The organism is Bordetella ansorpii (assembly GCF_900078705.1).
GTDB lineage: Bacteria > Pseudomonadota > Gammaproteobacteria > Burkholderiales > Burkholderiaceae_B > Bordetella > Bordetella ansorpii_A.
This window is the reverse complement of sequence record NZ_FKIF01000001.1, coordinates 269,225-291,068: the sequence shown is the minus strand read 5'-3', so window position 1 is coordinate 291,068 and position 21,844 is coordinate 269,225. Positions and strand designations below refer to the sequence as shown.

Below are 21,844 nucleotides of genomic sequence, written 5' to 3'. Positions count from 1 at the left end.
CACCAAGACGATGATGCCAGCTAGCATGTCTTGCGATGCCTTGGATAGAATTGCTATTTTCCGGTTCTTCTCGGTAGTGGCTGAGCAGTACAGCAGTGAGGCTATTTGACGCGAAGCGCTGCTGGATGATGAGTGGCAATGGTTGCCCTCGTGTCCGATGCTACTGACCTACGTTGCATAACTTGAAAGCGGCGCCTGCGGCCATACCTTCAACTCAGAGACTTAAGATGGCGATGCGACAAATTTCTGGAAAAACTGAGATCAATGGGGAAGGGATCAAGAAGCATTTTCGGACCACCGACCCGTGGCGCACGATCGCCGAACTGGCTTGGAATGGCTTCGATGCCAAGGCGCTCCGTGTCGACGTGATCGTTGACGAGGGGACCATGGGTGGCGCCACGAGAGTGCTGGTGTCTGATGACGGCGAGGGCATTGACCTCGAGGCGCACGCCGAGACGTTTGGGCGTTTCAATGACTCGAGTAAGAAGGAAGACGTGTCGACTCATGGCTCACATGGTCGAGGCCGACTGTCGTTCCATCGGCTGGCTCAGCGTGCGATTTGGTGGACAAACTCCACAGCGGCTGGGCCGGCAAGAATTGATGTGAGTGGTGCGGCGCTTACGAACTATGAGGGGCGCTCAGTAGAACTGGCGGCGCTTCCTGTAAAGATGGCTGCGGGCAAGACCGGGACGATTGTGGAGCTGCTCAACTTACATGCTGAGCTTCCTATAGAAGACCAGCTTCGCAGGCTGCTTTCCATCGAGTTCGGTTGGTTCCTCGCACTCAACCCCACGAAAAGTATCTCCTTGAATGGAGGTGAGGTGGTGGTGCCGTCGCACGATCGAGTCCAGCGCCAGCTTTCGATAGACGGTTACGAATTCGATGTGTCGGTCCTACGATGGGACCTTAAGCCAAGTTCCGAGAAGTCCTATGTGTACCTCTTGAACTCTTCAGGTAAGACAGTAGATAAGAAGCTGAGCACCTTCAATCACAAGGGCGACTTTCACACCAGCATCTACTTGACCTCAACCTGGATTGACGCCTTCGCGCCAAGTGGTGGTGACTTGGTTAGTCCCGACGCGACAGGCTTCGAATCGGAGACATGGCGAAAAGTTGCGCGCGAGCTCAATAAGATTACCAATTCTGTCTATGATGAGTTCCTGCGTCAGCAGTTTGAAAGGGAGATTGATAGTTACGTCGCCGACGGCATCTTCCCAACTTATGCGGGGTTAACTGAGGACTACAAGAGCTGGCGGTTCGAGAACACGAAGGGCATCCTGCGCGCTATTTACACTGCCGATCCGAGTTCGTTGAAGTCGCTCAAGAAGAGTCAGAAGAAAATTATTGTACGGCTCCTGGACAAGCTCGCGGTGTCCAATGAGAACGATGCGATCTTCGAAATACTCAACAGCGTTCTGGAGCTCGACGACCCGTCAGCTAAGCTGCTCGCCAAGCAGCTCAAGAGTGTGTCGCTGCAAAGTATCGTATCGGCGATTGAGGTGCTGCGTCACAGGCACGAGGTGGCTGACAAGCTACGGACGTTGATGAACGATCACTATACGGAGACGCTCGAGACACCTGACTTGCAGAGCATCATCGAAGCCAATACGTGGTTGTTCGGCAGCTCCTATGAAACGCTTGGGGCCGAGGAGGATACATTCACAAAAATTGCAAAATCGCTTCGCGACGCGGTCAGGGGAATCGACGATCTTGCCTTGGATGACCTGGACTCGACAGACGCTAAAGCCATTGACGGAGCGAGTAAACAGACCGATTTGTTCCTAGCGCGTAAGGTGCCGCATCATGACTCCATGGGTCGTAGAATTTATCGCTGCATCGTGATCGAAATCAAGCGGCCAAGCATTGCTCTCAACTACAAGCACCTTCAGCAGCTTGATGGTTACGCGCAGCTCATAAAAAAGCATGCGGAGTTTGGCAGTAGCGCGATGCACTTCGAGCTCATTCTGATTGGGCGCAAGATCTCCGAGGCGGACACAGAAATTCGCAGTCGTATGCAAGGTCAGGTCGCGAAAGGGTTGCCTGGCCTGGTCAGTGATGATGATCGCATGCAGCGTTTCGTACTCAACTGGTATACGTTGTTGGACAACTTCCTACTGACTAATCAGACAATGATCGACGCACTGAAACTCAAGCGTGATTCCTTCGATGACTTTTCGCGCCAGGGGTTGGTGGCAGACATGCAGAAAACGGCCGCGTGACGTTAGGATCACAACCCAATTTTCTGCATGCTCTTTAACGCTATGAGGCTGCGTGACGCCATGCGGGACAAATTCTGTTCCAGGAGAATCATGTGCGCGCTTCGGAGTCTATCGGCGGTGTAAGTTCGTGGCGCCTATGTCAATGATCAGGCTTATCCGGCCAGTGCCGATGAAGGTCGTCGATCACATACTCATGGGCATGGGGCGCGTCTGCCGCGGCATGTTCCAGAATGTGCGGATGATTTCCCGACAGATCCTCGTGTGAGTGACGAACAGGGCCATCTTCGTGTCTTGGCCATAGTCTGGTGGCAAGCACCACCGCGAAGGCGGCCAAGGCTGCCATCGTTCCGAACGTCGCTTGCGAACTGGCGTTTGCACTCATCCAGCCTGCCAAGGGATACGCCACCAGCCAGCATGCATGCGACAGAGCGAACTGCGCAGCAAACAACGCCGGCCGGTCGTCCGCGTGGGCAGACCGACGCAGCAGCCTGCCGGATGGCGTCTGAGCCAGCGCATAGCCGATCCCCAGCACGAACCACAACGGAATCAGCAGCAGGTAGTCGTCAACCGCGACGCCCGCAAGCAGTCCGATCACGAGCACTGCCGATCCAGCAAGCATGGCGCGGCGGTCGGAGATTCTGTCCAACAGACTCGGCAGGGTAAGCGCCGCGATCATCGAGCCTCCGCCAAACGCCGCCAGCGCGATGGCCGTGGCATTCTGGCTTAGCGCGAACTTGCTCTGCACCAACACCACGGTATTGACGATGACCATGGCGCTGGCGGATGCGACTGCGAGGTTCAACGCCAGCAGGCCTCTGAGCCGAGGCGTGGACAGATAGATCCTCATTCCGCGTGTCGTCCGGTCATAGATCCCCCGCCGTACCGCTGCCTGGCCCCTGGGCAGCACGACAGAGACGACCAGCAGCGACGACGCGACAAAGCCTACGGACGTCCCCCAGAACAAGCTGTGGAAGCTGACGACGCTCAGCAGCAGCGCAGCCAGCATCGGACTGGCCACGCTTTCCAGGTCGTAGGCCAGCCGAGATAGCGACAAGGCCCGCGTATAGTCGGCTTCCTTGGGCAGTACGTCGGGAATCGTCGCCTGGAACGTCGGCGTGAAGGCCGCCGATGCAGATTGGAGGACGAAGATCAGGATATAGATCTGCCAGATCTCGTTGACGAACGGCAGTACCAGCGCAACGCCGGCGCGCACCAGGTCCAGCGCCACCAGCAACTGCCTTCTGGGCACGCGGTCCGCGAAGGCAGCCGCTACAGGAGCCACGCCGATATAGGCCGCCATCTTGATGGCCAGGGCCGTGCCCAGCACTTCACCGGCATTGGCGCCGGCAAGGTCGAAGGCCAGCAGCCCCAGGGCGACGGTAGCCAGGCCTGTGCCCACCAACGCGACCACTTGCGCGATGAACAGATGCCGGTAAGTGCGATTCCGTAGTACCTCTAGCATCGGTTTCTCCCAATGTGTGTCATCCAGATTCAGCCCATCTACAGGGTTTGCATGCCGATCCATCCGGTCGCGCCGACGTACAGGCCCACCAGGATGATCAGTGCGCTGGAAAAATAGGGCGCTCGCCTGGCGACAGTCGATAACCAGGAGGTCCGTTTCGAGACCTGGCGTACGCTGATTGCCGCTACCGCGCCCACGGTGACCAGCGTCAGCGCCAGACCGATCGAGAAGCACAGCACAAGCACGGCGCCAAGCGTGAATTCCTTGAGTTGCAGGCACAAGAGCAGCACCGTGATGGCCGCGGGGCAGGGGATCAGTCCTCCCGTCAGCCCGAACAAGGCAATCTGCCAATTGGTGACGGGGCGGTCTGCAAAACGCTTCCGGATGTCATTGGCGTGCGCGAGTTGATGGGCATCCTGGTAGTCCTCGCCAGCGGCCTCGAGCCCACGCAGCTCTTCGTGCATGTGATCATGGCCATGGCCTTCGACGAACGACAGGTCATAGTCGTGGCCATGATGGCCATGCGTCAACGTCAGGCGAGCCATGAATTCATGCGGTTCCGGTATCTCGTCCGCCGATTCCAGGAAGCCGCCGCGATCCACGAAAGAAAACACCTGGCGGGCGCCGTCAGGCCGCTCGGTCGCCACACTGATTTCCGCTGCATGCCATGCCTGTCCGCGCACGGTGCGCAGGCGCCAGCGAGGCGGGACGCCTTCTTCGTAGATGGACAGTTCGACGAAGCCATGACCCGTATCCACCTGGCGCGTCTCGGCGTCATGGCCGTGGTGATGGGCATGATCATGGCCAGGGACCCGGCGCGCATGCTGCTCGCGCCAGGTCCGCCAGAACATCCATGCCGCGATGGCGACGATCACGATGCCCGACGCGAACTGGAAATAGGGTTCCAGTTCCTCGGCGTTCACGCCTTGCCACAGATACATGCCGCCCAGGCCGATGGCCCAGACGATCAGCGTATGCGACAGCGTGGCCGTGAGGCCCAGCAACACGGCCTGGCCCACGGTGCCCCGGATGGCCACGATGAACGCCGCCATCATGGTCTTGGAGTGGCCGGGTTCCAGGCCGTGAAGCGCGCCCAACAGGATGGCGCTGGGGATGAATAGCCATGCGTGGGACGTGCCCTGCGCAATCAGTTCGGAGAATGACAACATGCGTGACCTGCTTCGGTATGTCCAGGTGCCCGTAAGGGTGCGGGTTGGGCCGCCATTCACGGGTCCGAGATGGGTGGTTGGTCCACCGTGCAGTCATCATATCCTCCAGGGGGGGATATTTTCCACTAAACCATGATGCCTCCCAGGAATTGCCGTTGCGCAGTCGTCACACCCCTCCATGGGCACCCTGGCATGCCGATGCGATGACAAAATAGTAATTTGACCGTATCCCCCCGGGCAGGATACGATCCGCCAGACATGGGATGGACGAACGACCGATCCGCAGGTGCTCTCCCTACTCCATGGACTCCATTGCAAGCCACATGCCTCGTACGCTCAACCAAGCCGTTTCCTTGCTGCTGCTGACCACTTTGTTGGCGGCAGCGGGCTTGTTTGGCTGGAACACGGGATGGATTTCTCACGACGATGTGCATGGCACGGAACTGATCGTTTCGTCAGCCGACACTTCCGATCACGATGGGATGTTGGCGATCAAAGGCAAGTTGACCGACGCGCAACATCAATTGCTGCACGACGCGTCTCATCACCCCGTGGCGCTGACGGCAGCCGGAACCCAGCCCGACGTCGCCTGCAGCGATCTTGCCTTTTCCCTTCCGGCATACCTTGGCGTGCCCACCATGGCGTTCGCGCCGCCGCTGCGCCCTCCGCGCGCCGTCTGATCCCCCTGACGCCCTCGCCCATCTAAAGGGCTGATCTACCAACCCGCTCGCGACTCGCGCGCGAGAGCTTGCGCGCCTGCCTGGCGCATCAGAGATTTCCATGAAAAACGTATCGGCCGCGCTTCGGCGCCAGGTTGGCCTTTGCCTTGCCGCGTCCCTGCTGCTTGCGCCTGCTGTGCAGGCTGCTGAACGCTCCGCCAGTTTCGATGTGCCGCCGCAGCAAATGACGGCTCTCGGCATCTCTCTTCTGACTCTTTCTGCCAAGGCGCCGGAAGTCAGGACCACCTATCCCGCCAAGGTGGTCATGCCGCCGAATGCGGAGCAAGTGATCAGTTCTCCGGTGCCGGGCCTGCTTACGCAGATTGCCGTGCAGCCTGGCCAGGCGGTCGAGGCGGGAACGGCGCTGCTGGTCATTGCCAGCAGCGAATATGGGCAATTGCAACTGGACATGATCCAGGCCGCCGCGCGTGCATCGCTGGCGCGTCAGAATGCGCAGCGCGAACGCAGCCTTTTCAGTGAAGGCATCATTCCGGAGCGCCGCGTGCAAGAGGCCCAGGCCACCTTGCGCGAGGCCGATGCAGCCATTCGGCAAGCGAGAGCCGCCTTGCGTCTGGCGGGAATGAGTGATGCGGACGTGGATCGACTGCTGAAGTCGGGCGTACCGGAGTCCTCGGTCACGGTGCGTGCAGGCCGCAAAGGAGTCGTGAATGCGCTGCTTGCCCGCAACGGGCAGCGCGTCGATGCAGCCACCGCATTGGCCGAGATCTCAAGCACCGACACGCTCTGGCTGGAAATCCAGGTGCCTGCTGGTGCGCTGGTCGATTGGGCCGAAGGCGCGCAGGTATCCGTACAGGGGCGCGAAGTCGCTGCCCGCCTGATCACCAGCGCGACCACTGTGGACGCCGCGTCCCAGACAGTCACCATCCGCGCCGCCATCGAACGCAGCGCCACGCCGTTGCGGCCGGGCGAGGTGTTGAGCGCGGAGCTGGCCGCGGGCCAGGGCCCTCAGGGTTGGAGCGTGCCGCTATCGGCCATCGCCCACGATGGCAAGCAGGCCTACGTCTTTGTCCGCACCGGCCAGGGCTTCGATGCCCGGCCCGTGCGGCTGCTGGCCAGTGCTGGCGCGGTCGCTCGCGTGGCAGGTGAATTGGCGGAAGGTGAGCAGATCGCCACCAGCAGCGTCGTCGCCCTGAAGGGTGCATGGCTCAAGAGCGGGGAGGAGGAGTGATGCTGCAACGCCTGGTCCAGTTCGCCCTATCTCAGCGCCTCTTCATCCTGATCATGGCCGCTGTGTTGGGCGGCGCGGGGTGGTACGCCTATCGGGGCCTGCCGATCGATGCTTTCCCGGACGTGTCCAGCACGCAGGTGAAGGTCATCATGAAGGCGCCCGGGATGACCCCTGAAGAAGTGGAAAACCGAATCGCCGTGCCCATCGAAGTCGAGATGCTGGGTATCCCCGATACCCGCATCCTGCGTTCGGTTACCAAATACGGCCTGGTCGACGTGACCATCGACTTCCAGGACGGCACCGACATCTATTGGGCCCGCCAGCAGGTCAGCGAACGGTTGAGCGGCATCATGGAATCCCTGCCGCCGGGTATCGAAGGAGGGATGGCCCCGACGACCACGCCGTTGGGTGAGATGTTCATGTTCACCGTGGAAGGCGATTCGATGTCGCTGTCCGAACGGCGCAGCCTGCTCGACTGGGTGATCCGGCCCGCCTTGCGTACCGTGCCCGGCGTGGCCGACATCAACTCGCTGGGGGGCGTGGTGCGGGCATTCGAGGTTGTCCCGGACGCCTTGAAGATGGCCGCCGCCGGGGTCACGACCCTGAAGCTTCGGGAAGCGATCTCCGCCAACAACCGGAACGACGGTGCAGGAAGGCTGGGCGAAGGCGGTGAGGTGCTGCTGGTGCGTAGCGAGGGCAACATCCAGCGCCTGGAAGACTTGCGCGCGATCACGATCGCGGCGGCCGACGGAAAGGTGGTGCGGGTCGGCGACCTGGCGGACGTGAAGATCGGGACGGTGACCCGATATGGGGTGGTGACGCAGAGCGGCGAGGGTGAGGCGGTGCAGGGGCTGGTGTTGGGCCTGGCTGGTGCGAATGCACAGCGTGTCGTCAGCGGCGTCGAGGCGAAGCTGGCCGAGTTGCAGCCGACCTTGCCGGAAGGCATCACCATCAAGCCGTTCTACAACCGAGCTTCCCTGGTCGAACGGGCTGTGGGGGCGGTGTCCAAAGCGCTGCTGGAGGCCACGCTGCTGGTCATCGTGCTGCTTGGCGCGTTCCTGGGCAACCTGCGTGCCGCGCTGACTGTCGCGCTGGTGCTTCCCTTCGCCGCGTTGAGCACATTCATTCTGATGCGTCTGTTCGGCATGTCCGCCAACCTCATGAGCCTCGGCGGCCTGGCCATCGCGATCGGCATGCTGGTCGATGCGGCGGTGGTGGTGGTGGAGAACATCGTGCAGCGCATCGCCAGCGATCCGACTTCGGGCAAGGTGCCCCGGCTGCACATCATCTATCGCGCGGTTCGCGAGGTGTCCGTGCCCGTCACTGCCGGCATTCTCATCATCATCACGGTGTTCCTGCCGCTGCTGACGTTGCAGGATCTTGAAGGCAAGTTCTTCGTGCCGGTCGCGGTCTCCATCGTGTTCGCGCTGGCCAGTTCGCTGCTGCTGTCGCTGACGGTCATTCCGGTGCTGTCCTCGTATCTGCTGAAGAAAGTGCAGCACGACGAGCCTTGGCTGCCACGCAAGCTGTTGGGCTTGTACGAGCCCGCGCTGGCCTGGGCGCTCAAGCGGCAGAAAGTCGTGGCGGTATGTGCGGTTGCGATGCTTGTCGTGGCGGGCGTGTTGTACACCCAGGTGGGCAAGACGTTCATGCCGACGATGGACGAGGGGGATCTGATCGTGGGCATCGAGAAGTTGCCGTCGGTCAGCCTCGAGGAAAGCGCGCAGTTGGATTTGCGCATTCACAAGGCCATCATGGCGGCCATCCCGGAAGTGACGGGCATCGTGGCCCGCGCAGGTTCGGACGAGATCGGCCTCGATCCCATGGGGCTGAACCAGACCGACACCTATCTGTTGCTGAAGCCGCGTGACGAATGGCGCATGGGCAGCAAAGAGGCGCTGATGGATGAGGTGAGAAAGGTGCTCGATCCCATGCCGGGCATCGAGTACAGCTTCACCCAGCCTATCGAGATGCGGGTCTCCGAGATGATCATCGGGGTGCGCGGCGACCTGGCCGTCAAGATCTACGGCCCGGACCTCGATGAGCTCAACCGGTATGCACAAGAGGTCGAGGCGCTGCTCAAGACCGTGCCTGGCAATCAGGACGTATACACCGTGCAGAACGATGGCGTTCAGTACCTGCAGGTCAAGGTGGATCGTTTGCGTGCCGGCCAATTCGGACTGTCTGTCGAAGAAATCCAGGACGCGCTGCGTGCCCAGATCGAAGGGCAGCGTGCCGGCGAGGCCATCGAAGGAAATCGCCGCACGCCTATCGTCATCCGTGGTCCGGAACGCACCCGCCTGTCGCCGACGGAGTTCGCCGCGATGCGCATCACTACCAGCGATGGGCGGACGGTGCCTCTATCAACGCTGGCAACGCTCGAGCGGGAAGCCGGTCCCGTCAAGATCGACCGGGAGATGGGCAGCCGGTATAGCGTGGTGATTGCCAACGTCGGTGGCCGGGACCTGGTCAGCTTCGTCGAAGAGGCTCGCTCGCTGGTGACGCAGAAAGTGTCCTTGCCCACTGGTTACCGCATCACGTGGGGCGGGCAGTTCGAGAACCAGCAGCGCGCCGCGGCGCGGTTGACGGTGGTGGTGCCCGTGGCGTTGGGCATGATCTTCCTGTTGCTCTTCTCAACCTTCCGTTCGGTGCGGCAGTCGGTGCTGATCCTCAGCAACATCCCCTTTGCGCTGGTCGGCGGCGTTGTCGCGCTGTGGTTGACGGGTGAGTACCTGTCCGTGCCTGCATCGGTCGGCTTCATCGCCCTGCTGGGGATCACGGTGCTGAACGGTGTCGTTCTGGTGAGTTATTTCAACCAGCTTCGGCAGGAAGGGCTCGATCTACGAGAGGCCGTGGTGCAAGGCGCCAAGCGCCGTTTGCGTCCCGTGCTCATGACAGCCTCGATCACCGCATTCGGTCTGATTCCCCTGCTTTTCGCAACCGGTCCGGGATCGGAGATTCAACGACCCCTGGCGATTGTCGTCATCGGCGGCCTGATTACCGCCACGGCATTGACGCTGCTCTTGCTTCCCATCCTCTACCTGCGCTTTGCCGTTGGCAAGCGAGGAGAAAACAATGTTTGACACCTGCCTCACTGTACTTTGCTCTCCAGCCGTCGAAGAAAACATTCAGGACATGCTGTTGGTCATGGAGCCGTCTCCGGTCGTGATACGGCAGGCCACGGCCGCGCATGGCGTAGCCTTTGGCCCACTGAGCCAGGCCGAGCAAGTCCTCGGCCGCGCCATGGCGGTCGAGATTCGTGTGCTGTGCACTGCCGTTCAAGCTGACACGATCGAACAACTGATCGCAAGCGGCTTCGGAAAATCCGGACTGCTGAGCTGGCGCTTCGCGGTCACGCAAGGAGCTCAGCGATGAAACGAGCATATTTGATTACCGCGCTGCTGCTTGTGTGCGCGGCTGCCCCGGTGTACGGACAATCTGCCGGAATGCCGGATACCGCTGCGGTCCGAGATTTGTTGTCCAAGGATCCCGCGGTGGCGGCCGCCACGGCCAATTTGCGTGTGGCGCGTAACGCCGCCGGCATTCTGGAGGACTCGCCCTACGAATGGACGCCCTCTGTCAGTGCCCAGCGCCGCAATGCCGAGGGGGGCGAGCGCTTCAACGAATGGAACGTGGGCGTCGATCGCACCATCCGCTTGCCGGGCAAGGCGGCGGCCGACAGCGACATGGCGGGAGGTGTACTTGCCGAGGCTCGGGCAAGTTATCGAGCGGCGATCCACAACTCCGCGTCGGAGCTTGCCACGCTCTGGATCGATTGGCTTCATGCCGAGGCCGCGAGAAAGCTGGCGCAAGACAATCTGCAGGCCGTGGAGCGCGGCGTGCAAGCGGTCGAGAAGCGGGTCAAGGCGGGCGATGCCTCGCGCTTGGATCTTGGGTTGGCGCAAGCCGAGTTGGCCGACCAGAACCGCCAGAGATTGCAGGCCGCTACGTTGAGCGATATCGCCTGGTCTCGTCTGTCGTTGCGCTTTCCTGGCGTATTGCGAGAGGCTATCGAGTTGCCCCAACCGCTTGAACTGCCTCTGGACGACGGGGAACTGCGCAGGCGTGTCATCGATTACAGCGAGGAGCTGGACATGACGCGGGCACAACTGGTGCAGTCTCAGGCCGCCGCTGCCCGTGCCCGTGCGGAGCGATTTCCCGATCCTACCGTGGGCTTGTTCAGGGCGTCGGAGCGCGGCGGAGCTGAGCGGTACTGGGGCGTTCGGGTCAGTATCCCGATTCCTGGTGGTGCAAGATTCAAGCGTGCGGATCAAGCCGCGGCCAGCGCCGATGTGTCGTATCAGGGGCTGGAGTTGAAGCGGCGTCAGTTGGATGCCAACGTGGCAAGTGATATCGCCGCCGCCCGTGGCGCCATGCTGACCGCCGATGTCGCGAGGCAGAACGCGGAAATGCTGGCGAAGAACGCCGCGCTGATGCAGCGTGCATACACGCTGGGTGAAGTCGACTTGCAAGGACTCTTGATGGCAAGGCGCCAGGACCTGACGGCGGCCAGCAGTGCGCTGGCGGCGCGCACCGACGCGCTCAAGGCGAGCTACAAGCTGCTGGTGGATGGTCATCTGATCTGGGATCTGGAAAGGGATTGACCGGGCGGTCTGCGTGCGGATCCTGCACTGAGCTGGCGGTTCGGCCCTTGGCTGGACTCGCCTGTCTCGTGCGTCCGGGAGACTTAACAGTCAGGATAGTGATTGATGAAAGTTCTGGTCGTAGAGAACGAAGAGAAATTGGCCGACTACCTGCAGCGTGCCTTGCAAGAGCACGGCCATGTCGTCGAATGCGTGCATGACGGGATCAGCGGACTGCACTGTGCCGAGCAATCGGAGTTCGACGTCATTTTGCTGGACTGGATGCTCCCTGGCATGAATGGAATCGAGGTGTTGCGCAGGCTTCGCACGAGCAAGCAGACGCCAGTGTTGATCTTGACTGCGAGAGGCGGGATCGAAGACCGGGTGACCGGGCTGCATGAGGGCGCTGACGACTATCTGTCCAAGCCGTTCGCCCTGTCGGAACTGCTGGCGCGCGTGTTCGCACTGGGTAGGCGCGGTGGGTCGCGCGCTACCGATGCCACCGTGCCGTCTGGGAAGCTGGAGGTTGCGGATCTGCAGATGGATCTGCTCGCGCGCAAGGCCACCCGGGGAGGGCGCAGGCTGGACCTGACCTCAAAAGAGTTCGCGCTTCTGGCCTTGATGATGCGACGCCAGGGCGACGTGTTGTCTCGCATGACCTTGGCCGAGCAGGTCTGGGACATCAATTTCAACAGCAACACCAATGTCGTCGAGGTGGCGATGCGGCGTCTGCGCTCCAAGGTCGACGACCCGTTCCCGTTGAAGTTGCTCCATACCGTCAGGGGAATGGGCTATGTATGCGAGCTCCGGGCCCCGGAATGAGGGCGCCAGACACGACACCACGGTCTCTGGGGGCGCAACTATCATCCTGGCTGGCCGCCCAGACGTTCATCGTGCTCGGCATTGTCTGCATTGCCGTGTACATCTTTGCCAATCTCAATCTGGCGCTGCGTCAGGATGGCCTGCTCGAGCAGAAAGGCGAAGTTGTCGCCCATCTCGTGAGCGAGCACGAGGCTAGCGGGAAAGATGCTCGAATCCTGCAGCACAGCCTCACCGATCTGTTTGCCAGAAGCTCCGATTTCTACCTCGAGATTGCTTTGCCTGGCGGGCCGCCCGGTTTCGGCAATCCGTTCGTCGTCGCGGAGCCCTTGGTTCACCATCAGCGTTCGCTGGGCATGCTGCTGCCGGACCTGAGCAGGCCGGGCCAGTTCATGACGGCCAAGCTGTCCATGGATGTGTCGGCCGATGCCAAGCTCAGCACGGCATTGGCGTGGACGTTGTTTGCTTGCGCATTGGGAGGAGCCATAGCGGTCTCGGCCAGCGCCGCCTTCGTCGTGGGCCGTGGGTTGAGACCCCTGGATACTCTGGGCAGGCAGGCGAAGGGCATCGCAGCCGACACAATGGGGCAGCGGCTGGATGGAACGGGACAGGCCACTGAAGTTCAACCTCTGGTTGATGAGTTCAACTCTGTATTGCAGAGATTGGAGCTCGCCTATATCCAGTTGGAGTCTTTCAATATGGACGTCGCGCACGAGTTGCGTACGCCGCTGGCCACGCTGGTGGGAAACATCGAGTTGGCGTTGAGCACGCGTCAAGATGCGAAGGCACTGCGCGACGTGCTGGCGTCCAGTCTGGAAGATGCCCAGCACATTGCCGAGATCGTCAACGACATGCTGTTCCTATCAGGAGCGGACCGAGGTGCGAAGGCCCGCCGAAGCCGGGTGGATAGCGTCGCTGGCGCGCTGGAAGAGGTGGTCGAGTATTACGAGGCGCTAGCCGAGGAAGCAGGGGTGTCTGTGCTGGTATCCGGTGAGGCGAGCGCCATGCTGGACCGCAGTCTGCTGCAGCGTGCCGCGTCGAATTTGCTATCCAATGCGTTGCGCTACGCTGACCGCGGAACGGTCGTTCGTATCGAGGTGCTTGAACAGCCGGAGTTGGCGGTACAAGTCATCAATCATGGTGATCCGCTGCCGCCGGAACACCTGCCTTTGCTGTTCCATCGGTTCTACCGTGCGGACGAATCCCGTGGCGATCACGCCGAGCACCAGGGGCTCGGACTTGCCATTGTGTCCGCGATCGCCCGTATGCACGGTGGAAAGGGTTTCTGCCGGTCGGAAGGCCGGCTGACGACCATCGGGCTGACACTGCCTGGTGAACCGGTGCCTGATGGTAGCCAGGACGCCTAGGAGCGGGTTCACAGCGACGGATCAGAGGTACTTGGTGATCGCCTTGAACTCGTCTATGGTCTGGCGGTTCTCCGCCGTGACTTCGCCGACGGCGTCTTCCAGGCAATGGTCGATATGGTCCTGTATCAGGACTTTCTTTGCCTGGGAAATGGCCTTTTCCACCGCATGAAGTTGCTGGGCAAGGTCCAGGCAGGAGCGGCCGTTCTCCATCATCAGCAGGATACTTCGCAGATGGCCCTCGGCTCGCTTGAGCCGTTTGGCCACGGCATCGTGATGATGGTGGAGATGGTCGTCGGGATGCGCAGTCATGGCAGGATCATACACAGAAGAGGATAAGGACGGCGTTGGTGCGTTTTGGCGGGCTATGGGCCATGTGGGGGCGGAGCCTGTCGGATTCTGTCGCCAGGATTACGGGAAGACTGCATGGTAATGGCATATTCGTAATGCGGTCGTAGGTTTCCCGACTATGTCCGCTCGCTAGAGTATGGGCAGAGATCACTCTGTCAGTACATAGATGAAAGTACTCGTTATCGAAGACGAACAGCCTCTGGCCGAAGCCTTGCGCCGCGGTCTTACGGAGAATGCCTATTTCACCGATATCGCCTCGGATGGCGTCAGTGGCCTGTGCATGGCCCGCGAGACCCAATACGATTTGATCCTCCTCGATCTGCTCCTGCCGGATATGGATGGATTCGAATTGCTGGATGGATTATGTGTTCACGATGCCGTGGCGGTCATCGCCATGAACGAGCAGGACGACCTGTCTCTGCGTGTACGGGCGCTCGAGCAAGGCGCCGATGATTACTTGCTCAAGCCCTTTGCCTTTCCAGAGTTGCTGGCTCGGATCGTCGCTATCCAGCGGCGAGTGAAAGGGGAGGGCTGCGGCGTAAGAGCACAGAACCTCCTGAGGGTTGGCGATCTTGAGATGGATCTGTTGAGGCGAAGGGTATCCCGGGGCCGTGCGCGTATCGACTTGAGCGCCAAGGAGTTCGGCTTGCTGGCATTGCTGATGCGCAGGCAAGGAGAGGTCGTATCCAGGCTTGTATTGGCGGAGCAGGTATGGAACAAGAACTTCAACAGCAATACGAACATCGTCGAGGTTGCAATCAAGCGATTGCGCGCGAAGATCGATGATCCGTTCGGCGTCAAGCTGCTTCATACGGTGCGTGGCATGGGGTATACCCTGGAGCTTCGCAACGTATGACGTGGGCGCTATCCCTGGTGGGAGTTAACCTGCAGACCAAGCCGAAAACGCTGACGTTGTACAAGAGGCATGAAGCAGTTATCCTCTAGGGGAGGATGGTTTCGCCAGGATCTGCCCGCGTGAATGTGCTCTGAAGTCGCCATCCACGTAAGCCATGGATCATCTCGGTGACGTAAGCACCGCCACGAACCATCGCGGCGGTGCCATGGTGGTAGCGAAGAGGTTTTGTGGATTCATGAAGGCGTTGTTGCCGATCAGATGCTGGTTCGCGGTTGTCATGAGCGTCTTGGCGCTCGTGGTTGCCGTGGTGCCTCTGTTCGGCCCATCGACCCACACGGGCGGAGCAGGGCATGTCTATCACGGCCATGTCCACGACATCGATGAGGCGCCGCCGCAGGTGGCGGGCGAGAGTACGGAGGTCCGCGCCGCAGCGGCTGTCGCATTCCTGGATCACTACAGCGAAGACCATTCGCATGAGCAGAAACTCTACCTGACGAGTTCAGTCGCCTATTGGCAGCCGCCTTCGCAGCGCTACCTGAGCGGCTATTTTCAATCGCCCTATGGCGCCCCGGTGCGCCAAGACGAGCGTCCGCCAGACCTGACCTGACCGCGTTGACTCGCCCTGCCCGAAAGGGCACTTCAGCTCAACCGTTTTTCAGGTTCATTCATGCATATCCATTCTTTTCCCGGCGCACGCCGGGCAGGGCTACGCCTGCCTGGCTGGGCCTCGCTAGGCATCGCCCTGGCCTTGTTGCTCATGTCCGTCTCGACTGCCTTCGCGCATGGCGTGGCGGAAGGCGACAAGGGCTACATCCAGGAGATCAGCGGGGTTCATATCCTGCCTTTCATCTATCTGGGCGCCAAGCACATGGTCACGGGCTATGACCATCTGCTGTTCCTGTTCGGCGTGATTTTCTTTCTCTACAAGCTGCGCCATATCGGGCTTTACGTCAGCCTCTTCGCCATTGGCCATTCCACCACCTTGCTGCTGGGTGTGTATATCGGAACGTCGGTCAGCTCGTACCTGATCGACGCCATCATCGGTTTGTCGGTGGTCTACAAGGCCTTGGACAACGTCGGTGCGTTCCAGCGCTGGTTCGGCGTTCAGCCGAACACGAAGGCGGCCACTCTGGTGTTTGGTTTCTTCCACGGGTTTGGCTTGGCGACGAAGATCCAGGAGTACGAGATCGCCTCCGATGGCCTGATTCCCAACCTGCTGGCTTTCAACGTCGGCGTGGAGATCGGGCAACTGCTGGCGCTGGGCGCCATCCTGATCCTGATGGGTTACTGGCGCCGCTCGCCGAGCTTCCTGCGCCATGCCTACACCGCCAATGTCGCCATGATGTGCGCCGGGTTCATGCTGATCGGATATCAGCTGACCGGGTACTTCGTCGCTTAAGAGAAAGGATGCTTCATGTACAACACCGATATTCCTACCCGTGCCGAACTGCCGTCCAGCGCGCAGTTGCTGCGTTCCACCGCGATTGCTGCCGGCGTCGCCGTCGTGCTGCTGGTGACTACCGTCTTGCCTGGTGAGTACGGCATTGATCCGACTGGCGCGGGCCGTGTTCTGGGGCTGACGTCGATGGGCGAGATCAAGGTTCAGCTGGCTCAGGAAGCCGAGGCCGATGCGCAAGCCGGCGCGGCACCGGCGACCGCCCCTGTCATGCAGGCCGCTGCCGTGGCGCCTGCCGCGGTCGCTCCGGCACCGACGCCTGCTCCGAGTCCCGCGCCCGCTCCTGCGCCGATACAGGCTCCCGCATCCGTGCAAGCGCAGGCGCCCGTACAGGCGCCGCCCGCTGCGGCTGCCGCGCCGGCGCAAACGGCGGCAGCCAAGCGCGACCAGATGACGTTGACGCTCAAGCCGGGGCAGGGCGCGGAAGTCAAGATGGCGATGAAGCAGGGCGCCAAGGTCGCATTCGTCTGGACGACCAACGGCGGACCCGTGAACTTCGATACTCACGGAGATCCGGTCAATCCGCCCAAGGATTTCTACCATGGCTACGGCAAGGGGCGGCAGGTGGAGCAAGACCAGGGCCAGATCGAGGCTGCGTTCGACGGCAACCATGGTTGGTTCTGGCGTAATCGGACCAAGGGTGACGTGACGATCACGCTGAAGACCGAGGGCGACTACCAGGGTCTCAAGCGCGTCATGTAGCCCGCCTGCGGTGTTGAGACTTGATTTCTGCACCGCAGCCTGCAGCAGGCGGAAGCCAGCTTCTGCTTGCTGCATTACTGAGTACCACCGGCTTGCACAGACTATGTGTGCGGTGCACCGATGGATCGCACAGCAGATTTCTTGTGCATCCAGGTGAGCGGCAAAAAAAACGCATATCACCGAAGTGGTATGCGTGGAAATAGGCGTCTTTCCCTCGCGGTGGGCGGGGAACTCAGGATCGTCGGCTATTGCGTCAGGCGTTGCAGTTCCTGCTGGTATTCGGGGCCGTTGCGCATGCGCCGGTACTCGGCTTCGGCCGTGCGGTACTCGCGGCTGTATATGTCGGGGGTGCTTTCCATGCGCCAGAACTTGTCCATCCCTGCGCGCCGCCAGACGGCCAGATCGGCCTTGACTTCTGCGCGCGTCAGTTCATGGGGTTGATACGCCTGTGCGTCCGCGGTTCGCGGCGCCGAGGTGCTCGCATAGGAGGCTGATGCTGCGCAGAGTGCCAGCGCGGAAAAAAGGAATTTCAGGGGGGCTTTCATCTATCGCTCCTTGACAGGTCCGCGCAACACAGACGTGGCGGATCGTTGGGTACGTTGATCGTTGGTGCATCAGAACGTAGAGAAATTCTATCTATGCGTTCTCGACCTGAACCCCACGCCGACATTACGTTTTAGTCAGCATCCCGGTATTTGCCGATACAGAAAAAGGCCCGCCCGAATGAAGAAGAAACGATGAAATCAATCAGACGCGGCGTTGTCCTCTCCTGTTTCTTGCGCAGTCTGTTTCGCTTACCCGAGGGGGCGGATCAGCCCGTCCAGAATGACGCACTTGTAATTGGTCTGTTCGGATTCCGTCAGGCTCGTTTGGCTAGATTCGTCTTCATCGCGCCATTACGCATGCCGATATTTCTAAAATTTCAAATAACGCGCTGACATGATTGCTTCGTGCCGCCTGGATGTTCCCATTGTCTTGCCTCCGGTCTGCAGTTCGCCGGAAACCCGTATCAAGAAGTTGATTGCAGCCTTTAGCGCATGTCCAGGCGTCGAGCGCGTACATATGGACTGCAGTGGTCCGGGCACTTTACGGCTCACCCTCTACTACGCCTATCAAAGTTTGTCACTGGCGAGAGTCCGGGCCATCGTTGCCGACGCGGGCGCAGAGGTCTCCGCCCAGCTTGGGCGTACCGCTTGGCAGATGAAAGGCATATCGCATCTGCGGCGCGCGGAAATGGTTACTTCCTATTTGCGGAACATCGATGGAGTGATTGAGGCAACCGTCGAGACCAACGGAATCGTGTGCGTGGACTTCGATCGACGACGAGTCGATGAGGAGACCATCCTGTCCGAATTGGCTTCCATCGATGTATTGCCGCTCGAGATTCGTGACACGCATGTCCTGCGTCCCGATCAGAAGGACGCGCGCAATGCCTGGTTGGCACAGCGCCGCGAGATCGCATCTATGTTGGCAAGCGCGGTGCTGTTGTGCGTGGGAGTTGCAACGGAATGGCTCTGGCCGGCAACAGGCGGATGGCTGCCCCTGATGTGTTTCATCGGGGCCTATATGGCGGGCGGGCTTTATACGTTGACGGAGGCGCTCGACAATTTTCGGCTACGTCGATTTGCGATCGACAGCCTGGTGTTGGTGGCTGCCACAGGAGCGGCCGTGCTGGAGGCCTGGTCAGAAGGTGCCTTGGTTCTGCTGCTGTTTCGCTTGTGCCATGCCGTCGAGCGCAAGGCTATCGGTTGGGCAAGGCGCGAGATCAATACCTTGGCGGCGGTGAGGCCGGCGACGGCCGTGGTGCGGCGAGATGGAGAGGCACTACTGAAGGTTCCGGTGAGGGAGTTGGTGATTGGTGACGTCGTCATGGTCTCGCCCAACGAACGTGTGCCAGCTGACGGTTTCGTCGTTCGGGGTATCTCTGGCCTTGATGAGTCGTTGGTGACGGGGGAGAGCACGCCGATCGAGAAATATGCCGCTCTCGACGCTGCCTGGGCAAGACGCAATCCTGAATCCATTGAGGCAGGATCTCGCGTGTTGGCAGGAACCGTGAATGTGGCACACGCGATAGAGGTCGAAATCACGCGGCTGCCTTCCGAATCCACTCTGGCGCGGATGGTTGAGTCGATCAGCAGGGTTGAGTCCAGGCCGTCGTCGATCCAGCGGATGGCCAACCGCTTGGAACAGATCCTCGTTCCGACGATTCTTATCCTGGCGTCGACGATTGTGTTGTCGCTGGTCGTGGCTGACGTACCACTGCGCGACAGCCTCTATAGGGCTATTGCCTTTCTCGTGGCTGCAAGTCCGTTCGCGTTGGCAATCGCCACGCGCGGCGCGGTGCTTGCCAGCATCGCGTGCGGGGTCCGCAATGGCGTCTTGATCAAGGGTGGAGCACCGTTGGAAACGCTGGGCAGACTGGATGTCGTGGCGTTCGAAAAAACCGGTACTTTGACGCGTGGCTTTCCGCATATTACCGACATCATGCCCGCTCTTGGCGTCACGCAGCGGGAACTGCTGAATGTGGCGGTGGCCGTCGAGTCGCAAAGCGGACATCCGCTCGCGATTGCGATTGCCCGCGACGGTGCCGCGTTGCTTGACGAGGCGGATCCGGCATTTCATGCAAACGCGGTGGAGAACTTGGCGGATCAAGGTCTGAGCGCATGGATTGCAGGCGAGATGGTTTTGATAGGCAAGCCAGAGATATTCGGCTGCGATGGCATCATTCCCCTGGGTCAAGATGTTGAGGATGCGACCAGGATGCTGCGCAGCGCTGGGCGCACGGTCGTGGCCGTCCGGCTGGGAAGCAGGGACCTGGGTGTAATCGGACTATTGGACTTGCCCAAGGACGACGCTAGGGATGCTCTGCTGACTCTACGTGACGCGGGCATTGCACGTTTGGTGGTGGTCTCCGGCGACTATTCTCCTGTGGTAGAGCGTCTCGCACGACAGGTGGGTCTGGATGACGCGTGGGGGGACCTGAAGCCTCGGTCTAAATTCGCCGTCATTCAAGAGCTGGAGAGAGCCGGGAACGTCGCCTTGGTATCCGTTGGCGCTCACGACGAGCGGGCAATGGCTGCCGCCTCCGTTAGTGTGATCATGGAGGGGGCGCACTCCGGGACGGCTTTGGAAACAGGGGATGTTGTGATGATGAGCGGCGATCTGAACAAGCTGCCTTTTGTCGTCGGCGTCGCCCGGCGAGCGGATGCGGTAATCAGACTGAATCTCCTGCTCAGCTTTGGACTTGCTGCCGCGCTAGTCGTGGCGACCATGATGGGCATGAGCATGGGAGCGGCGATGGCGTTTCAGTTCGGATGCACGGTGCTGATCGGAATCAATGCCGTGCGGATCCTGCCTTCCCGGCTCTTGCCCATGCAATCCGTGGCTGGTTCAAAGACGCTTTGAGTATGGGTTTGCCCCGTTCAGGAAAAACGTCTTTGCCATATCGCGTGGAGTGCCTAGTGGGAATGTCGGTATATGCGCAGAACAGCCGACGCACACGCCCCGTGCGCGTCGGCTGCTGCCGACATTAGAAGCTGTGACGCATGCCGACGCCGATGGATTGCGTCGTGTTGCCCGACACGAAAGCGACGTTGCGGCCATAAGCGCCTTGCGCGTACAGATTGGTGCGCGCCGACAGCTTGTAGGTGTAGGCCAGACTGAAGATGTGCTGCGACTTCAGGTCACGGCCAGCGTACGCGGTGCCGCCGTCACGCGGATCGACCATGCCCCAGCCCGCCAGCACCTTGCCGCGCGAACCCGCGTCGACACTCATGCCCACGCCGTACGAATAGGCGCGGAAGCCGTCGTTGAAGGGGCGAATGCTGCCGAAGCCCATGTCGGAGTTGCGCAGTTGCGACGGCGTGCCGAACCAGCCGTCGTCGGTGATGCCGAAGCCCAGGTGCACTTCGAGCACTTCGAAGTCATAGCTGCCAGCCAGATTCCACGACTTCGCGGTCACGCCCGTGGCGGTCTCGGCGTCCTTGTTCTGGTCGTAGGTCAGGACGGCTTTCAGCGGGCCGTTCACGTAGCGCAGGCCGGTGGTCAGGGCGCGCGTGTTGGGATCCTGTCCGCCATCCTGCTTGAACCGCTGCTCTCCGTCGGCGTTGAAGGAGTAGCCTACGCCGACCTGGAAGCCCGAGAAGGTGGGGCTCAGGTATTGGATCTGGTTGTCATAGCGGACTTCGGCGGGGCTGAACGTGCCGGCCGTGCGCGACTGGTCGTAGTTGTTGCCGAAAGGGGTGGCCACGCCCGCCAGCCAGCGGTAGGCTATGTTGCCTTGACGGCCCATCGTGAACTCGCCCCAGGAGGCCGACTTCAGGCCAACGACGGCTTCACGTCCGAACAGGCGGCCGCTCTGGCTTTGCGTGCCGTTCATCAGGCTGAAGCCGCCCTCCAGGGTGAAGATCGCTTTCAGACCATCGCCCAGGTCTTCGCTGCCGCGCAGGCCCCAGCGATTGCTGGACTGGCCGCCGTCCCATGCGCCGAAGCGCGAACTCTTGGCATCGTCGCTCTTGAACTGGGTATAACCCACGCCGCCATCGGTCAGTCCATACATCGTGACGGACGACTGGGCGTAGGCCGTGCCCGAGACAGCGCTGATGACGGCGGCGGCCAGAATACTCTTCTTCATGAAAACTCCAGAATTTTTGATCTTCCCAATCCGTTGGCCGGATAAGGGCCATCGGGGGGACTTCGTTTGAGGAAGTGGCGGCATTTCATCAAGCTGGTGTTGCGTTGCTTGTGAAAGAGAGCCGCGATCCGTGTTTCATGACGCAGATGTAATGAATGGGAAATGGCCGCGTTAGAAAGGTCTCGTCGATGCCGTACTTTCACGTGCTTTCTGTCGCAACAGGGCCACACGTAGAGATGCACCGGGCGTCTGCATGCAGGTTCTTGGCAACCTTACGGTTGTGTAATCGGCGTGTTCGCGGATTGTCGTAGTAGCGCCAGTA

The 21,844-nt window shown here is 60.8% G+C and carries 18 protein-coding genes; 13 read left to right on the top strand and 5 right to left on the bottom strand.

From position 1 onward, the window contains the following. The first annotated feature begins 227 nt into the window (after positions 1 to 227). Complete coding sequence (locus A6745_RS01110) at positions 228 to 2,219, top strand: ATP-binding protein (protein ID WP_066122571.1); 1,992 nt, start codon at positions 228 to 230, stop codon at positions 2,217 to 2,219. A gap of 139 nt (positions 2,220 to 2,358) precedes the next feature. Here A6745_RS01110 and A6745_RS01105 read toward each other — a convergent pair whose 3' ends face one another. Together A6745_RS01105 and A6745_RS01100 are read right to left on the bottom strand one after the other, a co-directional pair. After that, on the bottom strand, positions 2,359 to 3,681 hold the full coding sequence (locus tag A6745_RS01105; protein ID WP_066122569.1) for an MFS transporter: 1,323 nt from the start codon (positions 3,679 to 3,681) through the stop codon (positions 2,359 to 2,361). A gap of 38 nt (positions 3,682 to 3,719) precedes the next feature. Then, complete coding sequence (locus tag A6745_RS01100; RefSeq protein ID WP_066122566.1) at positions 3,720 to 4,850, bottom strand: nickel/cobalt efflux transporter; 1,131 nt, start codon at positions 4,848 to 4,850, stop codon at positions 3,720 to 3,722. 302 nt (positions 4,851 to 5,152) lie between these two features. Between A6745_RS01100 and A6745_RS01095 the strand changes: the two genes are divergently transcribed. The 7 genes from A6745_RS01095 to A6745_RS01065 all read left to right on the top strand — a co-directional run bounded on the left by A6745_RS01095 (position 5,153) and on the right by A6745_RS01065 (position 13,527). Then, positions 5,153 to 5,530 (top strand): hypothetical protein, encoded by a 378-nt coding sequence (locus tag A6745_RS01095; protein ID WP_197488069.1) that lies wholly within the window; start codon positions 5,153 to 5,155, stop codon positions 5,528 to 5,530. Between the two features lie 100 nt (positions 5,531 to 5,630). Next, the gene (locus tag A6745_RS01090) at positions 5,631 to 6,758 is read left to right on the top strand and encodes an efflux RND transporter periplasmic adaptor subunit (protein WP_066122558.1); all 1,128 of its coding nucleotides are present in this window, start codon (positions 5,631 to 5,633) and stop codon (positions 6,756 to 6,758) included. After that, on the top strand, positions 6,758 to 9,841 hold the full coding sequence (locus tag A6745_RS01085; protein WP_066122555.1) for an efflux RND transporter permease subunit: 3,084 nt from the start codon (positions 6,758 to 6,760) through the stop codon (positions 9,839 to 9,841). The genes A6745_RS01090 and A6745_RS01085 overlap by 1 nt, the downstream gene beginning before the upstream one ends. Beyond that, positions 9,834 to 10,133 (top strand): DUF3240 family protein, encoded by a 300-nt coding sequence (locus A6745_RS01080; RefSeq protein ID WP_066122552.1) that lies wholly within the window; start codon positions 9,834 to 9,836, stop codon positions 10,131 to 10,133. The genes A6745_RS01085 and A6745_RS01080 overlap by 8 nt, the downstream gene beginning before the upstream one ends. Further along, on the top strand, positions 10,130 to 11,362 hold the full coding sequence (locus A6745_RS01075) for a TolC family protein (RefSeq protein WP_066122550.1): 1,233 nt from the start codon (positions 10,130 to 10,132) through the stop codon (positions 11,360 to 11,362). The genes A6745_RS01080 and A6745_RS01075 overlap by 4 nt, the downstream gene beginning before the upstream one ends. A 105-nt stretch (positions 11,363 to 11,467) precedes the next feature. Then, complete coding sequence (locus A6745_RS01070; protein WP_066122549.1) at positions 11,468 to 12,163, top strand: heavy metal response regulator transcription factor; 696 nt, start codon at positions 11,468 to 11,470, stop codon at positions 12,161 to 12,163. Beyond that, positions 12,139 to 13,527, top strand: coding sequence for a heavy metal sensor histidine kinase (locus A6745_RS01065; protein WP_330999979.1), 1,389 nt, complete (start codon positions 12,139 to 12,141; stop codon positions 13,525 to 13,527). Before A6745_RS01070 ends, A6745_RS01065 begins: the two co-directional genes overlap by 25 nt. A gap of 21 nt (positions 13,528 to 13,548) precedes the next feature. Here A6745_RS01065 and A6745_RS01060 read toward each other — a convergent pair whose 3' ends face one another. Next, entirely contained in the window at positions 13,549 to 13,836 is a 288-nt protein-coding gene (locus A6745_RS01060; protein ID WP_066122543.1) for a metal-sensing transcriptional repressor, read from the bottom strand. A 205-nt stretch (positions 13,837 to 14,041) separates the two neighbouring features. Here A6745_RS01060 and A6745_RS01055 point away from each other — a divergent pair, with 205 nt between their 5' ends. From A6745_RS01055 to A6745_RS01040, 4 genes are all read left to right on the top strand, one after another. Continuing rightward, complete coding sequence (locus A6745_RS01055) at positions 14,042 to 14,731, top strand: winged helix-turn-helix domain-containing protein (RefSeq protein WP_066122539.1); 690 nt, start codon at positions 14,042 to 14,044, stop codon at positions 14,729 to 14,731. A 154-nt stretch (positions 14,732 to 14,885) separates the two neighbouring features. Then, positions 14,886 to 15,338 (top strand): hypothetical protein, encoded by a 453-nt coding sequence (locus A6745_RS01050; RefSeq protein ID WP_156513239.1) that lies wholly within the window; start codon positions 14,886 to 14,888, stop codon positions 15,336 to 15,338. A 150-nt stretch (positions 15,339 to 15,488) separates the two neighbouring features. Then, positions 15,489 to 16,130 carry a HupE/UreJ family protein gene (locus A6745_RS01045; protein ID WP_231885872.1) on the top strand — a complete coding sequence of 214 codons (642 nt, stop codon included), beginning with the start codon at positions 15,489 to 15,491 and terminating at the stop codon, positions 16,128 to 16,130. A 15-nt stretch (positions 16,131 to 16,145) separates the two neighbouring features. Next, complete coding sequence (locus tag A6745_RS01040; protein ID WP_066122533.1) at positions 16,146 to 16,889, top strand: transmembrane anchor protein; 744 nt, start codon at positions 16,146 to 16,148, stop codon at positions 16,887 to 16,889. Between the two features lie 245 nt (positions 16,890 to 17,134). On the opposite strand, the gene A6745_RS01035 is transcribed toward A6745_RS01040, so the two are convergent. After that, a complete protein-coding gene (locus A6745_RS01035) occupies positions 17,135 to 17,434 on the bottom strand; it encodes a DUF4148 domain-containing protein (protein WP_066122530.1) in 300 nt (99 codons plus the stop codon). Positions 17,435 to 17,828: 394 nt separating this feature from the next. Between A6745_RS01035 and A6745_RS01030 the strand changes: the two genes are divergently transcribed. After that, entirely contained in the window at positions 17,829 to 20,294 is a 2,466-nt protein-coding gene (locus tag A6745_RS01030; RefSeq protein WP_066122529.1) for a heavy metal translocating P-type ATPase, read from the top strand. A 124-nt stretch (positions 20,295 to 20,418) separates the two neighbouring features. Here A6745_RS01030 and A6745_RS01025 read toward each other — a convergent pair whose 3' ends face one another. Beyond that, positions 20,419 to 21,522 (bottom strand): porin, encoded by a 1,104-nt coding sequence (locus tag A6745_RS01025; RefSeq protein ID WP_066122526.1) that lies wholly within the window; start codon positions 21,520 to 21,522, stop codon positions 20,419 to 20,421. Positions 21,523 to 21,844 lie beyond the last annotated feature (322 nt).

What these genes read in the sequence shown, in the direction of transcription:
- A6745_RS01080 (WP_066122552.1), top strand. Translation starts at nt 9,834, where the DNA reads ATGTTTGACACCTGCCTCACTGTACTTTGCTCTCCAGCCGTCGAAGAA.
- A6745_RS01040 (WP_066122533.1), top strand. Translation starts at nt 16,146, where the DNA reads ATGTACAACACCGATATTCCTACCCGTGCCGAACTGCCGTCCAGCGCG.
- A6745_RS01105 (WP_066122569.1), bottom strand. Translation starts at nt 3,681, where the DNA reads ATGCTAGAGGTACTACGGAATCGCACTTACCGGCATCTGTTCATCGCG.
- A6745_RS01030 (WP_066122529.1), top strand. Translation starts at nt 17,829, where the DNA reads ATGATTGCTTCGTGCCGCCTGGATGTTCCCATTGTCTTGCCTCCGGTC.
- A6745_RS01035 (WP_066122530.1), bottom strand. Translation starts at nt 17,434, where the DNA reads ATGAAAGCCCCCCTGAAATTCCTTTTTTCCGCGCTGGCACTCTGCGCA.
- A6745_RS01095 (WP_197488069.1), top strand. Translation starts at nt 5,153, where the DNA reads ATGGACTCCATTGCAAGCCACATGCCTCGTACGCTCAACCAAGCCGTT.
- A6745_RS01070 (WP_066122549.1), top strand. Translation starts at nt 11,468, where the DNA reads ATGAAAGTTCTGGTCGTAGAGAACGAAGAGAAATTGGCCGACTACCTG.
- A6745_RS01085 (WP_066122555.1), top strand. Translation starts at nt 6,758, where the DNA reads ATGCTGCAACGCCTGGTCCAGTTCGCCCTATCTCAGCGCCTCTTCATC.
- A6745_RS01045 (WP_231885872.1), top strand. Translation starts at nt 15,489, where the DNA reads ATGTCCGTCTCGACTGCCTTCGCGCATGGCGTGGCGGAAGGCGACAAG.
- A6745_RS01065 (WP_330999979.1), top strand. Translation starts at nt 12,139, where the DNA reads ATGCGAGCTCCGGGCCCCGGAATGAGGGCGCCAGACACGACACCACGG.
- A6745_RS01060 (WP_066122543.1), bottom strand. Translation starts at nt 13,836, where the DNA reads ATGACTGCGCATCCCGACGACCATCTCCACCATCATCACGATGCCGTG.
- A6745_RS01110 (WP_066122571.1), top strand. Translation starts at nt 228, where the DNA reads ATGGCGATGCGACAAATTTCTGGAAAAACTGAGATCAATGGGGAAGGG.
- A6745_RS01075 (WP_066122550.1), top strand. Translation starts at nt 10,130, where the DNA reads ATGAAACGAGCATATTTGATTACCGCGCTGCTGCTTGTGTGCGCGGCT.
- A6745_RS01050 (WP_156513239.1), top strand. Translation starts at nt 14,886, where the DNA reads ATGGATCATCTCGGTGACGTAAGCACCGCCACGAACCATCGCGGCGGT.
- A6745_RS01090 (WP_066122558.1), top strand. Translation starts at nt 5,631, where the DNA reads ATGAAAAACGTATCGGCCGCGCTTCGGCGCCAGGTTGGCCTTTGCCTT.
- A6745_RS01055 (WP_066122539.1), top strand. Translation starts at nt 14,042, where the DNA reads ATGAAAGTACTCGTTATCGAAGACGAACAGCCTCTGGCCGAAGCCTTG.
- A6745_RS01025 (WP_066122526.1), bottom strand. Translation starts at nt 21,522, where the DNA reads ATGAAGAAGAGTATTCTGGCCGCCGCCGTCATCAGCGCTGTCTCGGGC.
- A6745_RS01100 (WP_066122566.1), bottom strand. Translation starts at nt 4,850, where the DNA reads ATGTTGTCATTCTCCGAACTGATTGCGCAGGGCACGTCCCACGCATGG.